The organism is Geobacter grbiciae (genome assembly GCF_018531165.1).
Classification (GTDB): Bacteria; Desulfobacterota; Desulfuromonadia; order Geobacterales; family Geobacteraceae; genus Geobacter; species Geobacter metallireducens.
The window spans coordinates 90,549-108,984 of the sequence record NZ_JAHDIW010000004.1 but is presented as its reverse complement, the minus strand read 5'-3'; the positions used below and the strand labels follow the sequence as shown (position 1 = coordinate 108,984).

Below are 18,436 nucleotides of genomic sequence, written 5' to 3'. Positions count from 1 at the left end.
GCGGCCAGCCGGCAACGGCAAGCGGCCTAATGTACAAACATCGCGTCGCCGTAGCTGAAAAACCGGAAACGCCGAGTCACCGCCTCATGGTATGCCCTGAAGAGAGGCTCCTTCCCGGCAAAGGCCGAAACGAGCATGAGCAGGGTCGATTTGGGGAGGTGAAAATTGGTAATGAGGGCATCCACCGTTTTGAAGTGGTAGCCCGGATAGATAAAGATGCCTGTTTCTCCCGCGCCGGCTGCCACGCTGCCATCGTCACGGGCGGCATGCTCCAGGGTACGGCACACGGTGGTTCCCAGAGCGACCACCCTCCCTTTGCCCCCCTTCCGGGCATTCACCGCGTCGGCGGTCGCAGAGGGGATGATATACCGCTCACGGTGCATCCGGTGCTCTTCCACCCGTTCAACCCTGATCGGCATAAAAGTGCCAAGCCCCACATGGAGGGTAAGGGTGGCAATCTCTACGCCTCGCTCCCGTAGCTCATCCAACAGTTCGCGGGTAAAATGGAGGCCTGCCGTCGGGGCTGCGACCGCACCACGCTGGCGGGAAAAAACCGTCTGATACCGCTCCCGGTCAGCTTCAGCCGCGCTCCTCCTTATGTAAGGAGGCAGAGGCATTGCACCGTTGCGCTCCAGCCATTCATCGAACCCTGTCACGGGGGTAAACGAAACACACCACGTATCCCCGTCACCGCGCCCGATGACCTCCGCGGACACACCTTCCGCGAGCACTATCCGGGTACCGGGTCGCGACGGCTTGGAGGAACGGAGCAGGCACTGCCACCGTTCTCCCTCGGCGGCAAGCCTCCTTTCCAGGAAAATCTCCACACGGCCACCACTCTCCTTGACGCCGAAAAAACGCGCCGGAATGACACGGGTATCGTTCACCACCAGGAGGTCTCCCGGCCGGAAAAGCCGGCTTATCTCGCGGAAAGAGACCTCGCCGACCTCTCCCTTCAACCGGTCGACAGTCATGAGTCGGGTGGCGTCACGTCGATCCAGGGGTTCCTGGGCTATCAACTCCGGAGGCAGATCATAGTCGAAATCATCAACGCGCATCGACACCCTGCCCCATCGGGAGCTTGCTCAGGAACGCACCGGGATAGTAATAAGCAAGAATCTCCCGGTAGGTGAAACCATCGGATGCCCGTTGCTTCGCACCCCACTGGCAGAGGCCGACTCCATGCCCGTAACCGGTACCGGTAAAGCGAACCGAGTCGCTGGTGACTCTAACCGTAAAATTGGTGCTTTTGATGGCGGTATAGCCGACGATCTTGCGGAAGTTCACCGCCGTCACGGTCGTGGTCCCCCCGCTTGAAACAAGAGCAAGGTCAATGAGCCTGCCACTCTCGTTTCGCTTCCCTTCCCTGACATCCCGAAGGCCTGAAACATGGGTCCCCGATCCCCTGAGAAGCGACTCGAGCTTCTTCAACGAGATGGCGTATTCCCAACGAATAGAGGGGTTTGTGGAACAGTAAGCGCAATCTACACTCTTGAGATAGGGTAGCCGGACCCCCCAGACGTTCTCGGCGACTTCGGTTCGGCCGCCACAGTTGGAATGGTAGAATGCCTGGATCGGTTGGCCTCCGTAGGTGAGAATCTCCCCGGCAGTCTCCCGTACCCCCCGCGCAGCACGGCTATCCTCGATCTCGCACCCGTCATAGACCTGGTCAAGCACCGATGACTCCAGGTGGTACGGGGCGTTAGCACGTGCCCGCTTCTGGTATGAGGCATAGGTGCGTGCCACCACCGCCTGGGCCTTCACCGCCTCGATGGGCCACTGGGATGAGATTTCGCAATTGATGAGGCCAACCAGATAATCCTCAAGCGGGAGGTCATTCACCACGAGGATCCCTCTGTCGGCGGGAGAAACCTCTATGGTGCCGCGGTAACGCTTGCCGTTAACCTGTATGACCAGGGGAGAAGTAACCGTGAGTCGGGCAACCGTCTGCCCCCCCACGGAGAGAGAGCCTCCGACACGCCTGACCTGCGCGGGGAGAGTCAGACGTAGCGGTTCACCCCTCCCATCGGTGGCAAGCACGCCGTCACCATCGATCCTTACGCTGTCGACTCCCTTGATAATGGCAACCCGAACGGCCTCCTGCCGGGGGAGGGTCGCTGCGGAACCATCCCCAGCAAGGAGCAGGAGCAGAGCCGCTATGGTAAGCAGAAACCTCACGGTAACAGAGAGACCTTCCGATACTGACTTTCAACGACACAAAAAAAGAAAGGAAGGGGTAAAAGCCCCCTTCGAGCATAGTATACTTGGCAACCAAATTGCTTATGCAGTACGAAGAACAGGGACATTAACCAGATACTGCAACGGATGGTCATCATAGGTGCAGGCCAGTTCAATGTCAAGCATTTAGGGGGCAAAAACCACTGTTCATGCCGGTTTGGACTGACATCCCCATCCCGCGGACGGCAACCGAAATACGCCTTCGCGACAAGCACAACACACAGAATTAGCACAAACTAACCGCCATATAGCCATATTTGCAGACCCAAAACGGCCACGATAAACACCGGCGTTGCCAGGGGCAGTCGGTATATTGACGCTATGAATTCACTGAAAGTCAAAATACTCGGGACGATAACCCTTATTGTGTGCTTACTCGTCTTCGTAGTCAGCATCCTGGAATATCAGCACCAGAAACGGCTGATAACGCAGATATCCGCCCAAAACGCCGTCCTTCTTACCACGACGCTTCAAAGCACCATTGAGAACGTGATGATGAGTGGCCGGACCGACGAGGTGCAACGCATCCTCAGCCGGCTAAAGGAAAAGGACAAGATCGAGAACCTGCGGATTTTTGACGAAGCGGGACGTATCCTCAACTCCGCCATCAAGCCGGAAATCGGTCTTCAGGTCGGTCCCGCCGACCTTGAGATGTACAAGGAGGGAAAACGAATCGCTCTCGTTAATGTCGGCAACGAAGACAGCGACAAGATTTTCAAGAGCATTGCCCCCATATATAACAAACCGGCGTGCCACGCCTGCCACGATGCCGGCACCACGCTCCTCGGCGCCCTTGAGGTTGAGCTCTCCATAAGGTACCTTGAGTCGTATCTGGACCAGGATAAGTTCTTCATGTCGGTCTCGATGCTCACCATGGTCGTCCTCATCCTCGCCACCATTTTCATTTTCCTCCACGCCTACGTGAACCGTCCGCTCAAGGCCATTATCTCGTCCATGCAAGGGATAGAGCGGGGCGATTTCGACGTCAAGACCGATATTGCCAGCAGCACCGAGATGAAAGCCCTCTCCGACAACTTCAACATGATGGTGAGCAAACTCCGCTACTTCGTAGACACCACCATCGGCCACGAACGGGAACTGGCACGGGCCCAGTCAAAACTTGCCCATCACCACGAGATGCACCTCATGAACCAGAAGCTGGAGGATCAGCTCCGGGAGATCGAAAACCTCAACGTCGGCATGGAGGAGCGGATCGAGGAGATCGAGGAGGCCAACTACCGCATCGCCGACCTCGCCAGCGAACTCGAAGACAAGAACGTCAACCTGGAGCGGGCCGTGGCCCGCCTCTCGACCCTGTACAAGGTTGGCCTTGCCGTCAACTCCACCATGGAGAGTAAAAAGATCTTCGACCTCATCGTCCGCACTGCCGTTAAGACACTCAATGCTGAGATCGGTTATATCATCCTCTACAACCAGCAGGGACGGAACCTGCTAGTCACCACGCTCCTGGGGCACGAAGTGACGCCGGAAGCCTCTACCATCCTGCAGATGAAGCCGTCGAGCGTCTCGACCTGGGTCATTGAAAACCGAACTCCGCTCCTCATTCCCGACATTAACGAGTTTCCCCAGTTCGACCGCTTCAGCGCCCTGGGCTATGAGCGCAAAAACCTCATCTGTGCGCCGCTTATGATCAAGGACGAGATCATCGGCACCATCACCGCCGTCAACAAGCGGGACAGTTCCACCTACAACGCGGAAGAACTGGAACTTCTCGTCACCATCGCCGCCCAGGCGAGCATCGCCATCAAGAACGCCCAGCTCTACGACGAGCAGCAGGCCACCTACCTCCATACGATCCAGGCACTGGTCTCCGCCATCGAGGCCAGCGACAGCTACACCCGTGGCCATTCGGAGCGGGTGACCCGCTACTCTTTGGAGCTGGCCCGCAAACTGACGCTCCCCCCCGAGCGGCTCAAAATTATCGAGCGGGCCGCCATCCTCCACGACATCGGAAAGATCGGCATCGACCTGAACCTTCTCCACAAAGAAGGAAAGCTCTCTCCCGAGGAAATTCACGACCTCCAGCAGCATCCAGTCATCGGCATGAGGATTCTGGAGCCCATCGACTTCCTCCAGGACGTCCGCATCTGCATCGGCCAACACCACGAGCGGTACGACGGCCGGGGCTACCCGAACCGCATCCCTGCCGGCGAACTCCTTCTGGAGTCGCGCATCCTCGCCATCGCCGACGCCTTTGACGCCATGACATCAGACCGCCCCTACCGCAAAGCGCTTCCCGTTGAAGCGGCGGCAAAGGAACTGGTCGACCATGCCGGAGCCCAGTTCGACCCAGAACTGGTGCCTCACTTCATCGAACTCATCGAGAGCGGCACCTTCGGCTTCTCCTGCGATAAATCCGACATGGAAGAGACCCCGATGCGGGAACGGCGCAAAGTGGTTCCCCTCAGTGACTACGGCATCCGCATCGGTTGACCCCCTCCCCTATCCGTCATCGCATTACGATTTGCCCCCTTCCCGTGATCGTGGTATAAGGTCTCCCTGACCACCACACCGCTCCAGCAGCGCAACTATCCTCTCAGGAACCCCATCGTGCCGGACCTTCTCACCGTCAAAGGGCTCACCACCCGCTTCCGCCTCTCAGCGGGGGACGTTCATGCCGTGAACGGCGTCGACTTCACCGTGGCCGAAGGCGAGACCGTGGCCGTCGTGGGAGAATCCGGATGCGGCAAGAGCGTGACCGCCCTATCGCTCCTGCGCCTTATCCTCCCCCCCGGCGTGATCACGGCAGGCGAAATCGTTTTTGAAGGACGCGACCTCCTCCGCCTCAGCGACGAAGAAATGCAGGACATCCGCGGAAACCGGATCGCCATGATCTTCCAGGAGCCCATGACCTCCCTGAACCCGGTATTTCCCATCGGCCGGCAGATAGCCGAGGGGTTGATCATCCACCGGGGAGTCTCCCGGCGGGAGGCGCTGGAGGAAGCGGAGCGACTCCTGGCACAGGTGGGGATTCCCTCCCCAGCCGAAAGGCTCCGGGACTACCCCCACCAGCTTTCGGGAGGGATGCGCCAGAGGGTCATGATCGCCATGGCCCTTGCCTGCAAACCCCGGCTCCTCATTGCCGACGAACCAACCACCGCCCTCGACGTAACCATCCAGGCCCAGATCCTGGAGCTCATGGACCGGCTCCGGGAAGAGCACCGGATGGCGCTTCTCCTCATCACCCATGACCTGGGGGTAGTGGCCGAACGGGCCGACCGGACCCTTGTCATGTACGCGGGACAAATCGTGGAAGAAGGCCCGACAGACAAGCTCCTGGCCACTCCCCTCCACCCTTACACCGAAGGGCTCCTCGCCTCGCTCCCCCAGCGGAGCGAACCGGGCCGCCCCCTCACGACGATACCGGGCCACGTGCCGAGCCTCTTCGGGGATCTCCCCGGTTGCGGTTTCTGCTCCCGCTGCCCGCAGAAACAGTGGGAATGCGACCGTGAAACACCTCAACTCAGGGAAATCACGCCGGGACACCGGGTCCGGTGCTGGAAATACCGATGACGACACCTCTCATCGCACTGGAAAACATCTCCAAGACCTTTATCGTAAGACCGAGCCCCTTCACACCCAGTAAGGTGCTGCGGGCCGTTGACGGCGTGTCGCTCCGGATAGGAGAGGGGGAAACCCTAGGGCTTGCCGGCGAATCCGGCTGCGGCAAGTCCACCGTGGGCAAGCTCCTCATGGGTCTTCTTGAGCCCGACGGCGGCGCAATCCGATTCCGGGGCGCGGATATGGCCGGGGCAACGGCCGATGAACGGGCCGCCTTCCGCAAGGACGTGCAGATGATCTTCCAGGACCCCTTCTCGTCTCTCAACCCACGGATGCGGGTCGGGGACATCATCGGGGAGCCCCTGGCCATCCACGGCCTCGTCCCGAAGGAGAGGCGCCGGGAGCGGGTCATGGAGCTCATGGAAATGGTAGGACTCACGGCGGAGCAGATCAACCGCTACCCCCACGAGTTTTCCGGTGGGCAGCGGCAACGGATCGGCATTGCCCGGGCACTGGCGGTCTCTCCAAGGTTGATTGTCGCCGATGAGCCGGTGTCGGCCCTCGACCTCTCCATCCAGGCCCAGATCATCAACCTGCTGGACGAACTGAAGCGAACCCTGGGGCTCTCCTACCTCTTCATCGCCCATGATCTCTCCGTAGTGCGACACCTGAGCGATCGGGTTGCGGTCATGTACCTGGGGAGGATTGTTGAGACCGGCCCCCGGGACGCAATCTTCGCCCGCTTCCAGCACCCTTACACCGAGGCGCTCCTGTCGGCGGTTCCCCGGATCACCCCTTTCGAGGGGAAGAAACGGATCATCCTCAAGGGGGATCCCCCCACCCCCCTCAACCCGCCGACGGGATGCCCTTTCCACCCCCGCTGCCCCTACGCGGAACCGGTCTGCGCCACCACTTCCCCTCCCCTCGAAGAAAAGAGGGCAGGCCATCTGGCAGCCTGCCATTTCAGTCATAAACTGTTTTTCTGATCAGTACCTTTTCCTTGACAACACAGGTCGGGAACAATATAAATATATTTAGATTATTGCTCAAACGTGAGGGGAGTTGCACTCTGCATGGCAAGGGTTCTCCCCCGGCCCACAGGACGGAATCCATGGACTTCGACATCAGCAGGACTTTCTCCGAGGAAGCGGAAATCTTCAAGGTGCTCGGCCACCCGATCCGGCTCAAGATCGTTGCAGGGCTCTGTACGCGGGAGTGCAACGTGAAGCATATCTGGGAGTGCCTCGGACTTCCCCAGGCCACCGTCTCCCAGCATCTGGCCCTTCTGAAGAACAAGGGAATCATCGAGGGAAAACGGGACGGGGTGGAAGTCCACTACTCGGTGGTACACCCCCTGGCCAAGAAGCTCATCGAGGTCCTCGGCTGAACGGCAGCCTGCACACAAACACCACGAATCCCCTCCCGGCGAGGGGATTTTTTTTGGAGACAACCATGGAAACAGCCGCTATCCGCGTGACCCTCAACCGTGGCGAAGACCGCCGAATCAAGGGAGGCCACCCCTGGGTCTTCAGTAACGAGATTCGGGAGGCAAAGGGGGAACGGATCCCCGGCGCCACCGCCGAGGTCTACGATACGGGGGGCGGTTTTCTCGGCACAGGCTACTACAACCCCCACTCCCTCATCGCGGTGCGGCTCCTCTCCCGGGAGCGGGAGGAGATCGATTCGCCAGCGTTTTTCAAGGAGCGGATCGGCCGGGCGCTGAAACTGCGTCGCAACCTCTACCCGGACATGGCCACCTTCCGGGTCGTCCACGGCGAAGGGGACTTTCTCCCCGGCCTCGTCGTCGACAAGTACGGCGACCGGCTTTCGGTCCAGATACTGACCGCGGGGATGGAGGCACGCAGGGGAGCCATCGTGGAGGCTCTCATGGAACTTTTCGCTCCCAAGGGGATCATCGCCCGCAACGACGTGGCCGTGCGGTCGCTGGAGGGGCTGGCGGAAACAGTGGAAGTACTGTATGGGGAGATCCCGGAGACGGTGGAGGCGGAGGAGCATGGTTTGCGCTTCCGGGTTGACCTGGCCGGAGGCCAGAAGACCGGCCACTTTCTCGACCAGAAGGAAAACCATCTCGTACTGAAGGGAATGGCGGCAGGGAAGAGGGTTCTGGACTGTTTCTCCTACTCGGGAAGCTGGGGAGTCCATGCCGCGGCCTTTGGTGCCGCGGAAGTGACCTGCCTCGACATCTCGGAGCGGGCCACGGCCCTTGCCCGGGAGAACGCGGCCCTGAACGGGCTTGAAGGAGTGGTGCACGTTGAGGTCTGCGACGCCTTTGACCGGCTCCGGAGCCTGAGACACGAGGGGCGGCGCTTCGACGTGGTGGTCCTCGATCCCCCTGCCTTCGTGAAGAACAAGAAGGCGTTGAAGGAGGCGGAAAAGGGATATCTCACCATCAATCGGCGTGGGTTGGAACTCCTCGACGCTGGAGGGTACCTGATCACCTGCTCCTGTTCCTACCACATGGGGGGCGGGAGTTGTTCAGGGATCTCCTGGCCCAGGCGGCCCGCCAGGCGGGGCGTCAGGTGCGGATCGTGGAGACCCGCTCCCAGGCCCCGGATCACCCCGTGCTCCTGGCCGTGCCGGAGACCGAGTACCTGAAATGTTTCGTGTTGCAGTGCGTTTAAGGCCTTAATAACACTGAGCAACGGAGCACACGGAGAAAACCTGAGAAAAAAAATCCTTCACAAAAAAACAACCAGCTTTAAACGCGCCCGGAAGGTCAGGCAACGACTGAACTAATGCATTGATTTCTCCGTGTTCTCCGTCTCTCAGTGTTATTTTTCTGCCGCTTCTGGCTTCATCCCCACCCCGTAGATCACCGTGTAGGTGGCCGGAATCCCCCGCTCCCCGCCGTACCGTTCCCCGTAGACCCGCATCATCTCCACCATGACCCGCCGCTCCGCGAGGCCCCGCCCCCGGAGCGGCGAGGCGTTGCCGGCACCGACCCGCTTTACGGAGCGGAGGAAGGCCGGCACGTCCGGATGCCACTCAACCTCATCCTCGACGCAGAGGCGCCTCACCCCGAAGCCGGTCCTCTCCAGGGCCGCTCCGGCTTCGGTTTCGGTGAAAAAGCGCTGGGTCCGGTCCTCGTCCTCGCGCCCCACGGCGGTCAGGGCAGACCGGTAGGAGCCTTTCAGCTCGTGGAAGGTGCCGTGGCCGAAGAGGGCGAAGGCGAAGAGCCCGCCGGGGGCCAGCACCCGCCACGCCTCGGCAAAGGCGGCGTCGAGGGTGGTGAGCCACTGGAAGGTGGAGGTGGAGACGACGCAGTCGAATGAGGCGCCGGCAAAGGGGAGCTGTTCCGCATCGGCCACGGCCACCAGTGCCCGGGAGCCGAGGCGTTGTCGCGCCGTTGCGGCCATGCCGGGGGCCAGGTCGACGCAGGAGAGAAGCGCCGCGGGGTGACGGTCGGCAAGCTGACGGGCCAGGAGTCCGGTGCCCGCCCCCACGTCGAGGATCCGGGGGGGAGAGTCCACCTCGTCGTCCAAGATCTGGAGAAACCGTTCCACGACCCGTTTCTGGACAGCGGCATGGGCGTCGTACTCCAGGGCCTGCCGGTGGAAGGAATGTCTCACCCTGCGGCGGTCAATCACGGCCGATCACCTCCGCAAGGAAGCGGCTCAGCTCCTGGTTGAACCGCTCTGGGTGCGAGAGGAACGGGGCATGCCCTGTCCCCTCCACGGAGAGGAAGCGGGCGCCGGGAATCCCCTCGGCCAGGTACCGGCCAGCACCGGGGGAACAGATGGCATCCCGGTCGCCGTGGATGACGAGGGTCGGCGCGGCGATAGCGGGCAGGAGATTGCGGTGATCGCCGCCGGCGAGGGTGACGAGGCATGCCTGCACCGCGCCGGGATCGGGGAGGGGCCGGGGAATCACGATCTCCCGGACGATGCGCTGATACTGATCGTGGGACAGCTCCCCCTCCGCGAACATCTGCCGGAAAAAGTCCCCCAGGGTGGCGTCATAGGCCCGCTTCAGCCGCAGGCCGAGCCCTCGTGCCTCATGTGACGGGAGGCCGTGGGGCCAGCCGTCGGCGGTGGTGAACTTGGGGGTACCGGCCACGAGCACCAGGGCAACAACGCGGTCCCCCAGGAGCGGAACGGCCTCCAGGGCCACTTGGGCCCCCAGGGACCAGCCGACAAGTGCAGCGCGCTCGAGGCCCAACCGGTCGAAGAGGGCCGCCAGGTCGGCGGCGAAGTCGGAAAAGGCGTAACCGGGAGCGGCGGACGATTTTCCGTGCCCCCGAAGGTCCAACGTAATGAGGCGAAAATGGTCAGCCAGGGGCTTCTGGAAGGCCCAGACCTTCCCGGACATGGCCCAGCCATGGACGAAGACAAGGGGAAAGCCCGAACCTTCGTCCTCATAGTGCATCGTTACCTTGTCAGCAGTTTCCATGAAGGGCATCGGTCAAATTACCCCCATCCCTTTGCCGATTGTCGCCATGAGCGCCACTGCCCGGGCCAGGTCCTCCTCCGTGTGGGTCGCCATGAGGGTGCAGCGGAGCCGGCAGGTCCCGGCAGGAACCGTGGGAGGGCGTATCCCCTGGGCAAAGACCCCTGCCTCCAGCAACCGGGCCGTGAAGGCCATGGTCTCTTCGGCTCCCCCCACGAAGAGGGGAACAATCTGGGTCTCGCTCCCCATGGTGTCGAAACCGGCGGCGCACAAGCCCTCTCTGAAGAAAGCGGTGTTGCGGGCAAGCCGCTCCCGGAGCGCCGCGCCATCGGGGGAGTCGACCAGATCGACGGCGGCAAGAGATGCGGCCAGGACCGCCGGTGGGAGCGACGTGGAAAAGATGAAACTGCGGGCTTTGTTCGCCAGGTAATCGATCACGTCCTCCGAAGCCGCGGCGTAGGCGCCGAAACTGCCGAGGGCCTTGCCGAGGGTTCCCATGTGGATGTCGATCTCCGCCATCACCCCCTGAAGCTCGGCGCTCCCCCGGCCGGTCGCGCCCAGGACGCCGGTGCCGTGGGCATCGTCCACCATGAGAAGGGCGCCGAATTCCCGCTTGAGGGCCGCCAGCTCCCGCAGCGGCGCCATGTCACCGTCCATGCTGAAGACCCCGTCGGTGACGATGATCCGCCGGCCGGCGGTTTGATGCCGCTCCAGAAGCCGCAGCAGGGCAGCCGTGTCGTTGTGGGGATAGCGGACCATGGTGGCCCGGGAGAGGAGGCAGCCATCCACGATGCTCGCGTGGTTGAGCCGGTCGGAGAAGACCACGTCCCCCTTCCCCACCAGGGCCGGGATGATGCCGCTGTTGGCGGCATAGCCCGAGTTGAAGACCAGGGCCGCGCTGGTCCCCTTGAAGCGGGCGATCCGCTCTTCGAGGAGGGCGTGGAGTTCCATGGTGCCGGAGACGAGACGTGATGCACCGCTGGAGGTGCCGTAGCGCTCCACGGCCCGGATGGCCGCCTCCGCCAGACGGGGATGGTCGGCCAGCCCCAGGTAGTTGTTGGAGCAGAGGAGGAGCGCCTCCTTCCCGTCCACAACGACCCTGCTCCCCTGGCTTCCGGCGATGTGGCGCATCCTCCGGTGAAGCCCCTGGGCCTTCAGCATCTCCAGTTCTTTGGCAAAGCTTTTCGACACGGGTTCTCCTTTCATCGGCGCTCCGTTTGTAGCACATTCACCGCCTTTTCGTCAACCAAGCCAGACACCAAGGTTGACAATCAGTGACCGTTTACTTGACAGGGGTCCGCATGGTATAAGGGGTCATTACTTCGAATGAATTTTGCTTCCCGAATGGTATCGCATTGAAAAGAACCCAACTCTCCCGCCGCTTTGTCATCCCCGATATCCACGGCTGCGCCCTGACTCTGGACCGCCTTCTCCGGGAAGTCATCCACCTGAGACGCAGCGACGAGCTCTATCTCCTGGGGGACTACATCGACCGGGGCCCCCGCAGCAGGGAAGTCCTCGACATCCTCATGGGGCTCACCCTGAAAGGGTATCGGGTCTTCCCCGTGCGGGGGAACCACGAGGAGATGCTCCTGGAGAGCTGCGGCGACCGCAACATGTTCCGGATGTGGTTCGAAAACGGCGGTCGCGCCACCCTCGATAGTTTCGGCGTGGAGGATGCCTGCGAGATCCCTCTCCCTTACCGTCGCTTCATGGCCGAGATGCCCTACTATCGCATTCTCCCCGACTTCGTGCTGCTCCACGCGAGTCTCAACTTTGCCATCCCCTCCCCCTTTGCCGACACCGAGGCAATGCTCTGGAGCCGATCCCTGGAGGTCCGCAAGGAGGTGATCGGTGGCCGGCGCGTCATCGGCGGCCACACCCCCATGAGCCGCTCAGAAATTCTCCGGGGACTTTCCACCGACCGTATCGTCCTCGACAACGGCTGCGTCTACCGGGAGCGGGCCGGCATGGGGTGCCTGGCCGCCCTGGAGCTGGACTCAATGACCCTCTCTTTTCAGGAAAATATTGATTAAGCCTTCTAAAGTTTTCTCATTTTTCTCCGATATGTTTGCTTAGGACCCATCAACTAGGAGCCTTTGCAGCATGCATGCTCTTTCAATGAAAAACCTGACCATTTTCCTTATTCCCGCTGCGTTTCTCACAGCCACCATCTGGTTCTTCCCCCAGGTGGCAACGCTACCGCCGGGGCGGCTGGAGCTTCTCCCCTTCATTCCCTATCTGACCATGGCTTTGGGCATGATGCTCTCGTTCCATTTTCACCGGGGGAGGGCATTTTTCGTTTTTCTCGTTCTGATTGCCGTTTACTGGAGCTTCCGGGGGCACCTGAACGGCGCTCCGACCGGAATCACGGCCACGGTCCTGTTCCAGTCCGTTTGCGTTCTTGTCCCCCTGAACATCACGCTCTTCTCCCTCATGCGCGAGCGGGGGATCATGACCGTTGCCGGCCGGCTCCGTTTCGCCTTCCTGGCGCTCCAGGCCCTTTTCGTGGGATGGGCCATGGAACCGGGGCATGTGGCGGTCCAGCAACTTCTCTCCTGCCGGTTCACCGAGAGCCACCTCCTGGCTGGGCTCCAGCTTCCCCAGCCGGCACTGCCGGTAATCGTCCTCGGGACGGCCGTGGTAATCGGTCGGGCCGCCAGGGGCCAGTCTCCCATAGACGCAAGCCTTCTGGGAGTCATGGCGGCCTTTGTGGTGGCTTGCAACGGCATCGGGGCAGAGTTCGTCACGCCGGTTTTCATGGCTGCCGCCGCCGCCATCCTCACCCTCGGGGTTTTGAAGGACTCCTACAACATGGCCTTCAGGGACGAGCTGACCGGCCTCCCCTCCCGCCGCGCCCTCAACGAGCAGCTCACATGGCTCGGGCGGCGCTACACCGTGGCCATGGTGGACGTGGACCATTTCAAGAGGTTCAACGACACCTACGGCCACGACGTGGGGGACCAGGTGCTGCGGATGGTTGCATCGAAGCTGCGGGGCGTGGGCGGGGGCGGAAAGGTCTACCGCTACGGCGGTGAAGAGTTTACTATCCTCTTCCACCGCAAGGAGCGAGAGGAGGTTCTCGCCGACCTGGAAGGGCTGCGCCGCACCATTGCCGACTACCAGATGCGCCTGCGCGGCACCGACCGCCCCAGTTCGTCCAAAGAGGGGAAAAAACTCCGCTACGGCACCGGACGCGGCAACGCCACCGTCTCAGTAACCGTCAGCATCGGCGTTGCCGAGAGCAGCGCCGACCGCCGCCGCCCCGCCGACGTCATCAAGGCGGCCGACCAAGCCCTCTACCGGGCCAAAGGTGGCGGCCGCAACCGCGTCTGCAGCTGACGGCCCGCCCACCCTCCATTCACTCCTTCTCATCCTCCCCCCCGTTGCATTCGTTTCCCTCCCCGCTATACTTTTTCCGTTACTCACCAAACAAGTGCGCGCGATGACGGGAACACGGCACCGCCAAGGAGGGAACCCATGAAAATCAGGCTGATTTCACTCGTTACGCTTGCGGCATTCACGTTGGGGGGCATCACGGGGTGCGTCACCATTCCGAAGGAACACGAGGGAGCGGCAAAGGGGGCAGGCTACGGCGGCGCCGCCGGCGCCCTGGCCGGTGCACTGCTGGCCGGAGAGGGTTCACGGACCAAGGGAGCCGTTCTCGGCGGTCTGGCCGGAGCGCTCATCGGCGGCGTCATCGGCAACTACACCATCGACAAGAAGCTCACTGCCGAGGAGACCGCCGCCAAGTACAACGTCCAGCCATCGTCGGGGACCATGGTGCGCCTCGAAAACGTGACCACCACCCCCACAACCGTGAACCCCGGAGAACGGGTGGAGGTCCAGGCCACCTACGCACTCCTCACCCCGTCCACCACCGAGCAGGTAGGGCTGACCGAGTCCGTCGAAATCTACCACGGGGGTGAACTCGTCGGGAATCCCGAGGCCATGGTCACCCATGGCGGCGGCACCTACACCTTCACCATCCCCATCGTCCTCCCCAAAGACGCTAAGACAGGGAACTACCGGGTAATCTCCACGGTCAAGAGCGCCACGGCAAAGGATAGCCGCGAAACCAGCTTTACGGTGCGGTAGCCGCACCCCCATCCACGGAAGGAGGGAAAACGCATGATAGCTCTGACTGTCAACGGCACGCGGCACCAGGTGGACGTTCCCCCCGACACGCCACTTCTCTGGGTGATCCGGGAGGTGATCGGCCTCACGGGAACCAAATTCGGCTGCGGCATGTCCCTCTGCGGCGCCTGTACCGTCCACGTGGAGGGACGGGCGATCCGCTCCTGCGTCACCCCCGTGTCGGCCGTGGCCGGCAAGGAGGTAACCACCATCGAGGGGATTCCCGAGTCTCACCCGGTGAAGCAGGCGTGGATCGCCGATGATGTCCCCCAGTGCGGCTGGTGCCAGCCGGGACAGATCATGGCTGCCACCGCCCTTCTGGCAACCAACCCCAAGCCCGACGATGCCGCCATTGACGAGGCCATGGAGGGAATCCTCTGCCGATGCGGCACCTACCAGCGCATCCGCCGGGCAATCCACCGGGCCGCCGGCACGCCGGCGAAAGGGGGTGCGTCATGAGCGGAATCGTCATCGTGAGCCGTCGCGATTTTCTGAAGGCAGGCATCGTTCTGGGGGGCGGGCTGATCATAGGGGTCCACCTGCCGGGAGGAACCGCCGCCGGCATGGAGCCCCCCCGCGAGACCTTCGCTCCCAACGCCTTCATCCGGATCGGCACCGACGATTCGGTGACGGTGATCGTCAACAAGTCGGAGATGGGCCAGGGGGTCTATACCGCGCTTCCCATGATCGTTGCCGAGGAACTGGAGGTGGATCCGGCCACCATCCGGGTTGAGGCGGCGCCGGTGACCCCGCCCTACAACCACGCCGAGTGGGGGATCCAGGCGACCGGTGGCAGCACGAGCGTGCGGTCCGAATGGGACCGTCTCGCAAGAGCGGGGGCAACGGCCCGGATGATGCTCGTGGCTGCCGCCGCCGAAACATGGAAGGTGAAGCCTGGTCAGTGTCGGGCCGAAAAGGGATTTGTCCTCCATCATGCCAGCGGCAGGCGCCTCTCCTACGGGAAACTGGCTGAACGGGCCGCCCGGCTGAAGCCCCCGGCGGAGGTGCAGCTGAAGTCACCCAAGGATTACAGCGTCATCGGCCGGCCGGTCAAACGGCTCGACACTCCTGCCAAAGTGGACGGCACCGCACTCTTCGGCCTCGATGTCGCCATACCCGGCATGCTCACCGCCGTGGTGGCGCGGCCGCCGGTCTTCGGCGCCAAGGCCATGAAGATTCACCATGACAAGGCGGAAAAGGTGCCGGGAGTGAAGAGGGTGATCCCCATCGATGCAGGGGTGGCGGTCATTGCCGATAGTTTCCCGGCTGCCGTCAAGGGACGTGAGGCCCTGGAAATCGAATGGAACGAAGGGCCCCTGGCAGGCCTCGACAGCGGCCTCCAGCGGGATGAGTACGCGGAGATGGCAAAACTCCCCGGAGCCGTGGCTGCCCGCCGGGGAGACCCGGACGCCGCGCTGAAGCAAGCAGTAAAGCGGATCGACGCGGTCTACGACCTTCCCTACCTTGCCCACGCCCCTCTGGAGCCCCTGAACTGCGTGGCGAGGGTGGAGCCCGGCCACTGCGACATCTGGGCAGGCACCCAGATGCAGACCGGGGACCGGAACGCGGCGGCAAAGATCACTGGCTTTCCCCCCGATAAGATAACCCTCCGCACCATGTTCCTGGGGGGCGGGTTCGGGAGGCGGGCAGTCCCCGACTCCCACTTCGTGCGGGAAGCGGTGCAGGCATCCAAGGCCATGGGCAAGCCGGTGAAGGTGGTCTGGACCCGGGACGACGACATCCACGGCGGCTGGTACCGCCCCACTTTCCATAACGAGCTCTCCGCCGGACTTGACGCCGCCGGAATGCCCGTTGCCTGGAAACACCGGATCGTCTGCCAGTCCATCGCCATCGGCACCCCCTTCGAGAAGGGGATGGTGAAAAACGGCGTCGACGACACCTCCGTGGAGGGGGCCGCCGATTCACCCTACGCGGTGCCAAACTTCCTCTGCGACTACCACATGGCGCCGGCCGGAGTGCCGGTCCTCTGGTGGCGGTCGGTGGGGCATTCGGCCACCGCCTTCGTGAAGGAGAGCTTCATCGACGAACTTGCCCACCTGGCGGGGAAGGATCCCTATCAGTACCGCCGGCAGCTCCTGGAGAAGCATCCGCGGCTCGTGGGAGCCATGGACCTGGCTGCGGAAAAGGCTGGGTGGGGAAAGGCGCTGCCCGAGGGGCGGGGACGGGGAATCGCCGTCCATGAGTCCTTCGGAAGTATCGTGGCCCAGGTGGCAGAGGTATCGGTCGGTGCAAAAGGAGAAATCCGGGTGCACCGGGTCGTCTGCGCCGTGGATTGCGGCCGGTTCGTGAATCCCGGCATCATCGAAGCGCAGATGGAGTCGGGGATCGCCTTCGGCCTCTCGGCGGCCCTTCACGGAGCCATCACCTTCAAGAACGGCCGGGTGGAGCAGTCCAACTACCATGACTACCCCATCATCCGGATGAACGAGATGCCCCGGGTGGAGACCCACATTGTCCGGAACGGGGAGAAGCCGGGAGGGATCGGCGAGCCGGGAGTCCCGCCAGTGGCTCCTGCCGTGGCTAACGCCCTGTTCGCCCTCACCGGGGCCCGCCTGCGGACCCTGCCGATGACGCCGGAACGGGTTCTGGCTGCAACGGGCAAGGCATGAACGTCGCCGCAATCCTTCTGGCTGCCGGCAAGTCGCAACGGATGGGACTCTGCAAGCAACTCCTGCAGCTTGCCGACCGCCCCGCCGTGGCCCATTGTCTCGACACCCTCACCGCCGTCGGCTTGCAGGAGATCATCGTCGTGGTCAGCCCCGGTGGAGACGAGGTTGCCGCGGCCGTTTCCCGCTACCCCGTCGTGGTGGCCGTTAATGAATCAGACTCCTGTGACATGGCCGACTCGGCCAGAACGGGCCTTGCCCGGCTGACATCGGGTCCGACGGGAGTTCTCGTGGCCTTGGCCGACCATCCCCTGGTCAGACCCGACACGGTACGGGCCCTCGTGAACCGCCACGGAGAGGAGCCGGACGCCATCCTCATTCCGCTCCACGACGGTGCGAAGGGTCACCCGACCCTCTTCCCCGCCGCCATCCTCCAGGAGATCGGTCAGGTGGCCACCCTGCGCGATGTCATCGGACGGCACCGCGACAAGGTTCGCCTAGTGCCGGTGACCGACGAGGGGGTGGTCATGGACATGGATGTGTGGGAGGACTACCTGGCGGTGGCGGAGCGGCTCAACCCGCCGGGGTGAGCTAGTGGGGTCGTTTGCGGGCAACAAAAAAGCGGGACCCGGCAGCGTAGTGCGCCGGAATCCCGCTTTTTGTCGTGCGACATCGGGAGAACGTCAGTCGTAGTCGTATTCCCGCCCCCATCGGTCGGTGAACGTCAGGCGGCGAAGCCTGTTCTGGGACATAACCTCGTCGGTGATGGCATCGGCCTCCTCCGGGCTGAACCCGACGCTGGGCCTCACCCCCATCCAGTGGGAGGCATCGGTCGTGGGGTTGTCCAGGGGACGCGGCACCGGCGGTCCCGGCTTGTATTTGCCGTTCAGGAACAGTGCCGCCTCGTACTGGCGCGGCCGTTTCACGAGGCGCACGTCGACGAGGAAGCCGTTTTTGGTTTCTTTGGACAGGATCGAGTCCAACACGTCCATATCCCGCGGTACATCTGAAAATTCTGGCATACCTTCCCCCACCGTTACGGTTGATTGACTGGAAAGCTGATGCTTCCCCCGGTTAACTATATCGGATTGCAACGCATTTTCTTGAGAAGAAATTCGCTCATTTCCTTGTCCACAGCGAGAATATGGAACTTGAGCCAGTCAATGAGCGTCTGGTTCACCCTGAGAACGAAGTCCCGAGTCGGGGCCGCGGCGGCCACCTCTTCCACAAAACGGTTGATTCGCCGCATGAATTCTTCGTGCTCGGCCCGGTGTTTCTCGTAGCCGGGATAGCCGTACTCTTGCTGCAGCTTCTCCTCGGCGGAAAAATGGGCCACCACGTACTGATCGAGGAAGCAGAGCATGGTCACCACCTCTTCCCGCTCCCCCCCGGCCACGCATGCGTCCAGAAGCTTATCCAGTTGCTCGAACAGCGCCTTGTGCTGGCTGTCAATGTCATCGATCCCCACTGCCAGATCATCGGTCCACATGCCGCTCTCCCTGAAT

Annotated in this window: 18 protein-coding genes; 11 read left to right on the top strand and 7 right to left on the bottom strand. The window is 62.5% G+C overall.

The window, feature by feature from the left end:
* Nucleotides 1–26: 26 nt before the first annotated feature.
* Together queA and KJB29_RS07770 are read right to left on the bottom strand one after the other, a co-directional pair.
* Nucleotides 27–1,058, bottom strand: a complete 1,032-nt coding sequence (queA, locus tag KJB29_RS07775; protein ID WP_215734114.1) for a tRNA preQ1(34) S-adenosylmethionine ribosyltransferase-isomerase QueA — start codon at nt 1,056–1,058, stop codon at nt 27–29.
* Entirely contained in the window at nt 1,048–2,169 is a 1,122-nt protein-coding gene (locus tag KJB29_RS07770; RefSeq protein ID WP_246560928.1) for a SpoIID/LytB domain-containing protein, read from the bottom strand. Before KJB29_RS07770 ends, queA begins: the two co-directional genes overlap by 11 nt.
* Before the next feature lie 390 nt (nt 2,170–2,559).
* Between KJB29_RS07770 and KJB29_RS07765 the strand changes: the two genes are divergently transcribed.
* The 5 genes from KJB29_RS07765 (at nt 2,560) to KJB29_RS07745 (ending at nt 8,376) form a co-directional block, all read left to right on the top strand.
* The gene (locus tag KJB29_RS07765; RefSeq protein WP_215734112.1) at nt 2,560–4,692 is read left to right on the top strand and encodes an HD domain-containing phosphohydrolase; all 2,133 of its coding nucleotides are present in this window, start codon (nt 2,560–2,562) and stop codon (nt 4,690–4,692) included.
* Between the two features lie 117 nt (nt 4,693–4,809).
* Nucleotides 4,810–5,772, top strand: coding sequence for an ABC transporter ATP-binding protein (locus tag KJB29_RS07760; protein WP_215734111.1), 963 nt, complete (start codon nt 4,810–4,812; stop codon nt 5,770–5,772).
* Nucleotides 5,769–6,746: an ABC transporter ATP-binding protein gene (locus KJB29_RS07755; RefSeq protein WP_215734110.1), complete on the top strand. Its 978-nt coding sequence runs from the start codon at nt 5,769–5,771 to the stop codon at nt 6,744–6,746. The genes KJB29_RS07760 and KJB29_RS07755 overlap by 4 nt, the downstream gene beginning before the upstream one ends.
* A 125-nt stretch (nt 6,747–6,871) precedes the next feature.
* The gene (locus KJB29_RS07750) at nt 6,872–7,147 is read left to right on the top strand and encodes an ArsR/SmtB family transcription factor (protein WP_215734109.1); all 276 of its coding nucleotides are present in this window, start codon (nt 6,872–6,874) and stop codon (nt 7,145–7,147) included.
* 65 nt (nt 7,148–7,212) lie between these two features.
* The gene (locus tag KJB29_RS07745) at nt 7,213–8,376 is read left to right on the top strand and encodes a class I SAM-dependent rRNA methyltransferase (protein WP_246560877.1); all 1,164 of its coding nucleotides are present in this window, start codon (nt 7,213–7,215) and stop codon (nt 8,374–8,376) included.
* Nucleotides 8,377–8,552: 176 nt separating this feature from the next.
* Here KJB29_RS07745 and KJB29_RS07740 read toward each other — a convergent pair whose 3' ends face one another.
* The 3 genes from KJB29_RS07740 to bioF are packed head-to-tail and all read right to left on the bottom strand — an operon-like array spanning nt 8,553 to nt 11,373.
* On the bottom strand, nt 8,553–9,368 hold the full coding sequence (locus KJB29_RS07740) for a methyltransferase domain-containing protein (protein ID WP_215734108.1): 816 nt from the start codon (nt 9,366–9,368) through the stop codon (nt 8,553–8,555).
* On the bottom strand, nt 9,361–10,179 hold the full coding sequence (locus tag KJB29_RS07735) for an alpha/beta fold hydrolase (RefSeq protein ID WP_215734107.1): 819 nt from the start codon (nt 10,177–10,179) through the stop codon (nt 9,361–9,363). The genes KJB29_RS07740 and KJB29_RS07735 overlap by 8 nt, the downstream gene beginning before the upstream one ends.
* 3 nt (nt 10,180–10,182) lie before the next feature.
* A complete protein-coding gene (bioF, locus tag KJB29_RS07730; RefSeq protein WP_215734106.1) occupies nt 10,183–11,373 on the bottom strand; it encodes an 8-amino-7-oxononanoate synthase in 1,191 nt (396 codons plus the stop codon).
* A 149-nt stretch (nt 11,374–11,522) separates the two neighbouring features.
* Between bioF and KJB29_RS07725 the strand changes: the two genes are divergently transcribed.
* The 6 genes from KJB29_RS07725 (at nt 11,523) to KJB29_RS07700 (ending at nt 17,521) form a co-directional block, all read left to right on the top strand.
* The gene (locus KJB29_RS07725) at nt 11,523–12,203 is read left to right on the top strand and encodes a metallophosphoesterase family protein (protein ID WP_004512985.1); all 681 of its coding nucleotides are present in this window, start codon (nt 11,523–11,525) and stop codon (nt 12,201–12,203) included.
* A gap of 70 nt (nt 12,204–12,273) precedes the next feature.
* Nucleotides 12,274–13,509: a GGDEF domain-containing protein gene (locus KJB29_RS07720; protein ID WP_215734105.1), complete on the top strand. Its 1,236-nt coding sequence runs from the start codon at nt 12,274–12,276 to the stop codon at nt 13,507–13,509.
* A gap of 138 nt (nt 13,510–13,647) precedes the next feature.
* Complete coding sequence (locus KJB29_RS07715) at nt 13,648–14,265, top strand: glycine zipper 2TM domain-containing protein (RefSeq protein ID WP_215734104.1); 618 nt, start codon at nt 13,648–13,650, stop codon at nt 14,263–14,265.
* 33 nt (nt 14,266–14,298) lie between these two features.
* Nucleotides 14,299–14,763, top strand: coding sequence for a (2Fe-2S)-binding protein (locus KJB29_RS07710; protein ID WP_004512982.1), 465 nt, complete (start codon nt 14,299–14,301; stop codon nt 14,761–14,763).
* On the top strand, nt 14,760–16,934 hold the full coding sequence (locus tag KJB29_RS07705) for a xanthine dehydrogenase family protein molybdopterin-binding subunit (RefSeq protein WP_215734103.1): 2,175 nt from the start codon (nt 14,760–14,762) through the stop codon (nt 16,932–16,934). The genes KJB29_RS07710 and KJB29_RS07705 overlap by 4 nt, the downstream gene beginning before the upstream one ends.
* Nucleotides 16,931–17,521 (top strand): nucleotidyltransferase family protein, encoded by a 591-nt coding sequence (locus KJB29_RS07700; protein ID WP_215734102.1) that lies wholly within the window; start codon nt 16,931–16,933, stop codon nt 17,519–17,521. The genes KJB29_RS07705 and KJB29_RS07700 overlap by 4 nt, the downstream gene beginning before the upstream one ends.
* A gap of 93 nt (nt 17,522–17,614) precedes the next feature.
* Here the strand turns inward: KJB29_RS07700 and KJB29_RS07695 are convergent, their stop codons facing one another.
* Entirely contained in the window at nt 17,615–17,953 is a 339-nt protein-coding gene (locus tag KJB29_RS07695) for a hypothetical protein (RefSeq protein ID WP_215734101.1), read from the bottom strand.
* Between the two features lie 56 nt (nt 17,954–18,009).
* Entirely contained in the window at nt 18,010–18,420 is a 411-nt protein-coding gene (locus tag KJB29_RS07690; RefSeq protein WP_215734100.1) for a bacteriohemerythrin, read from the bottom strand.
* Nucleotides 18,421–18,436 lie beyond the last annotated feature (16 nt).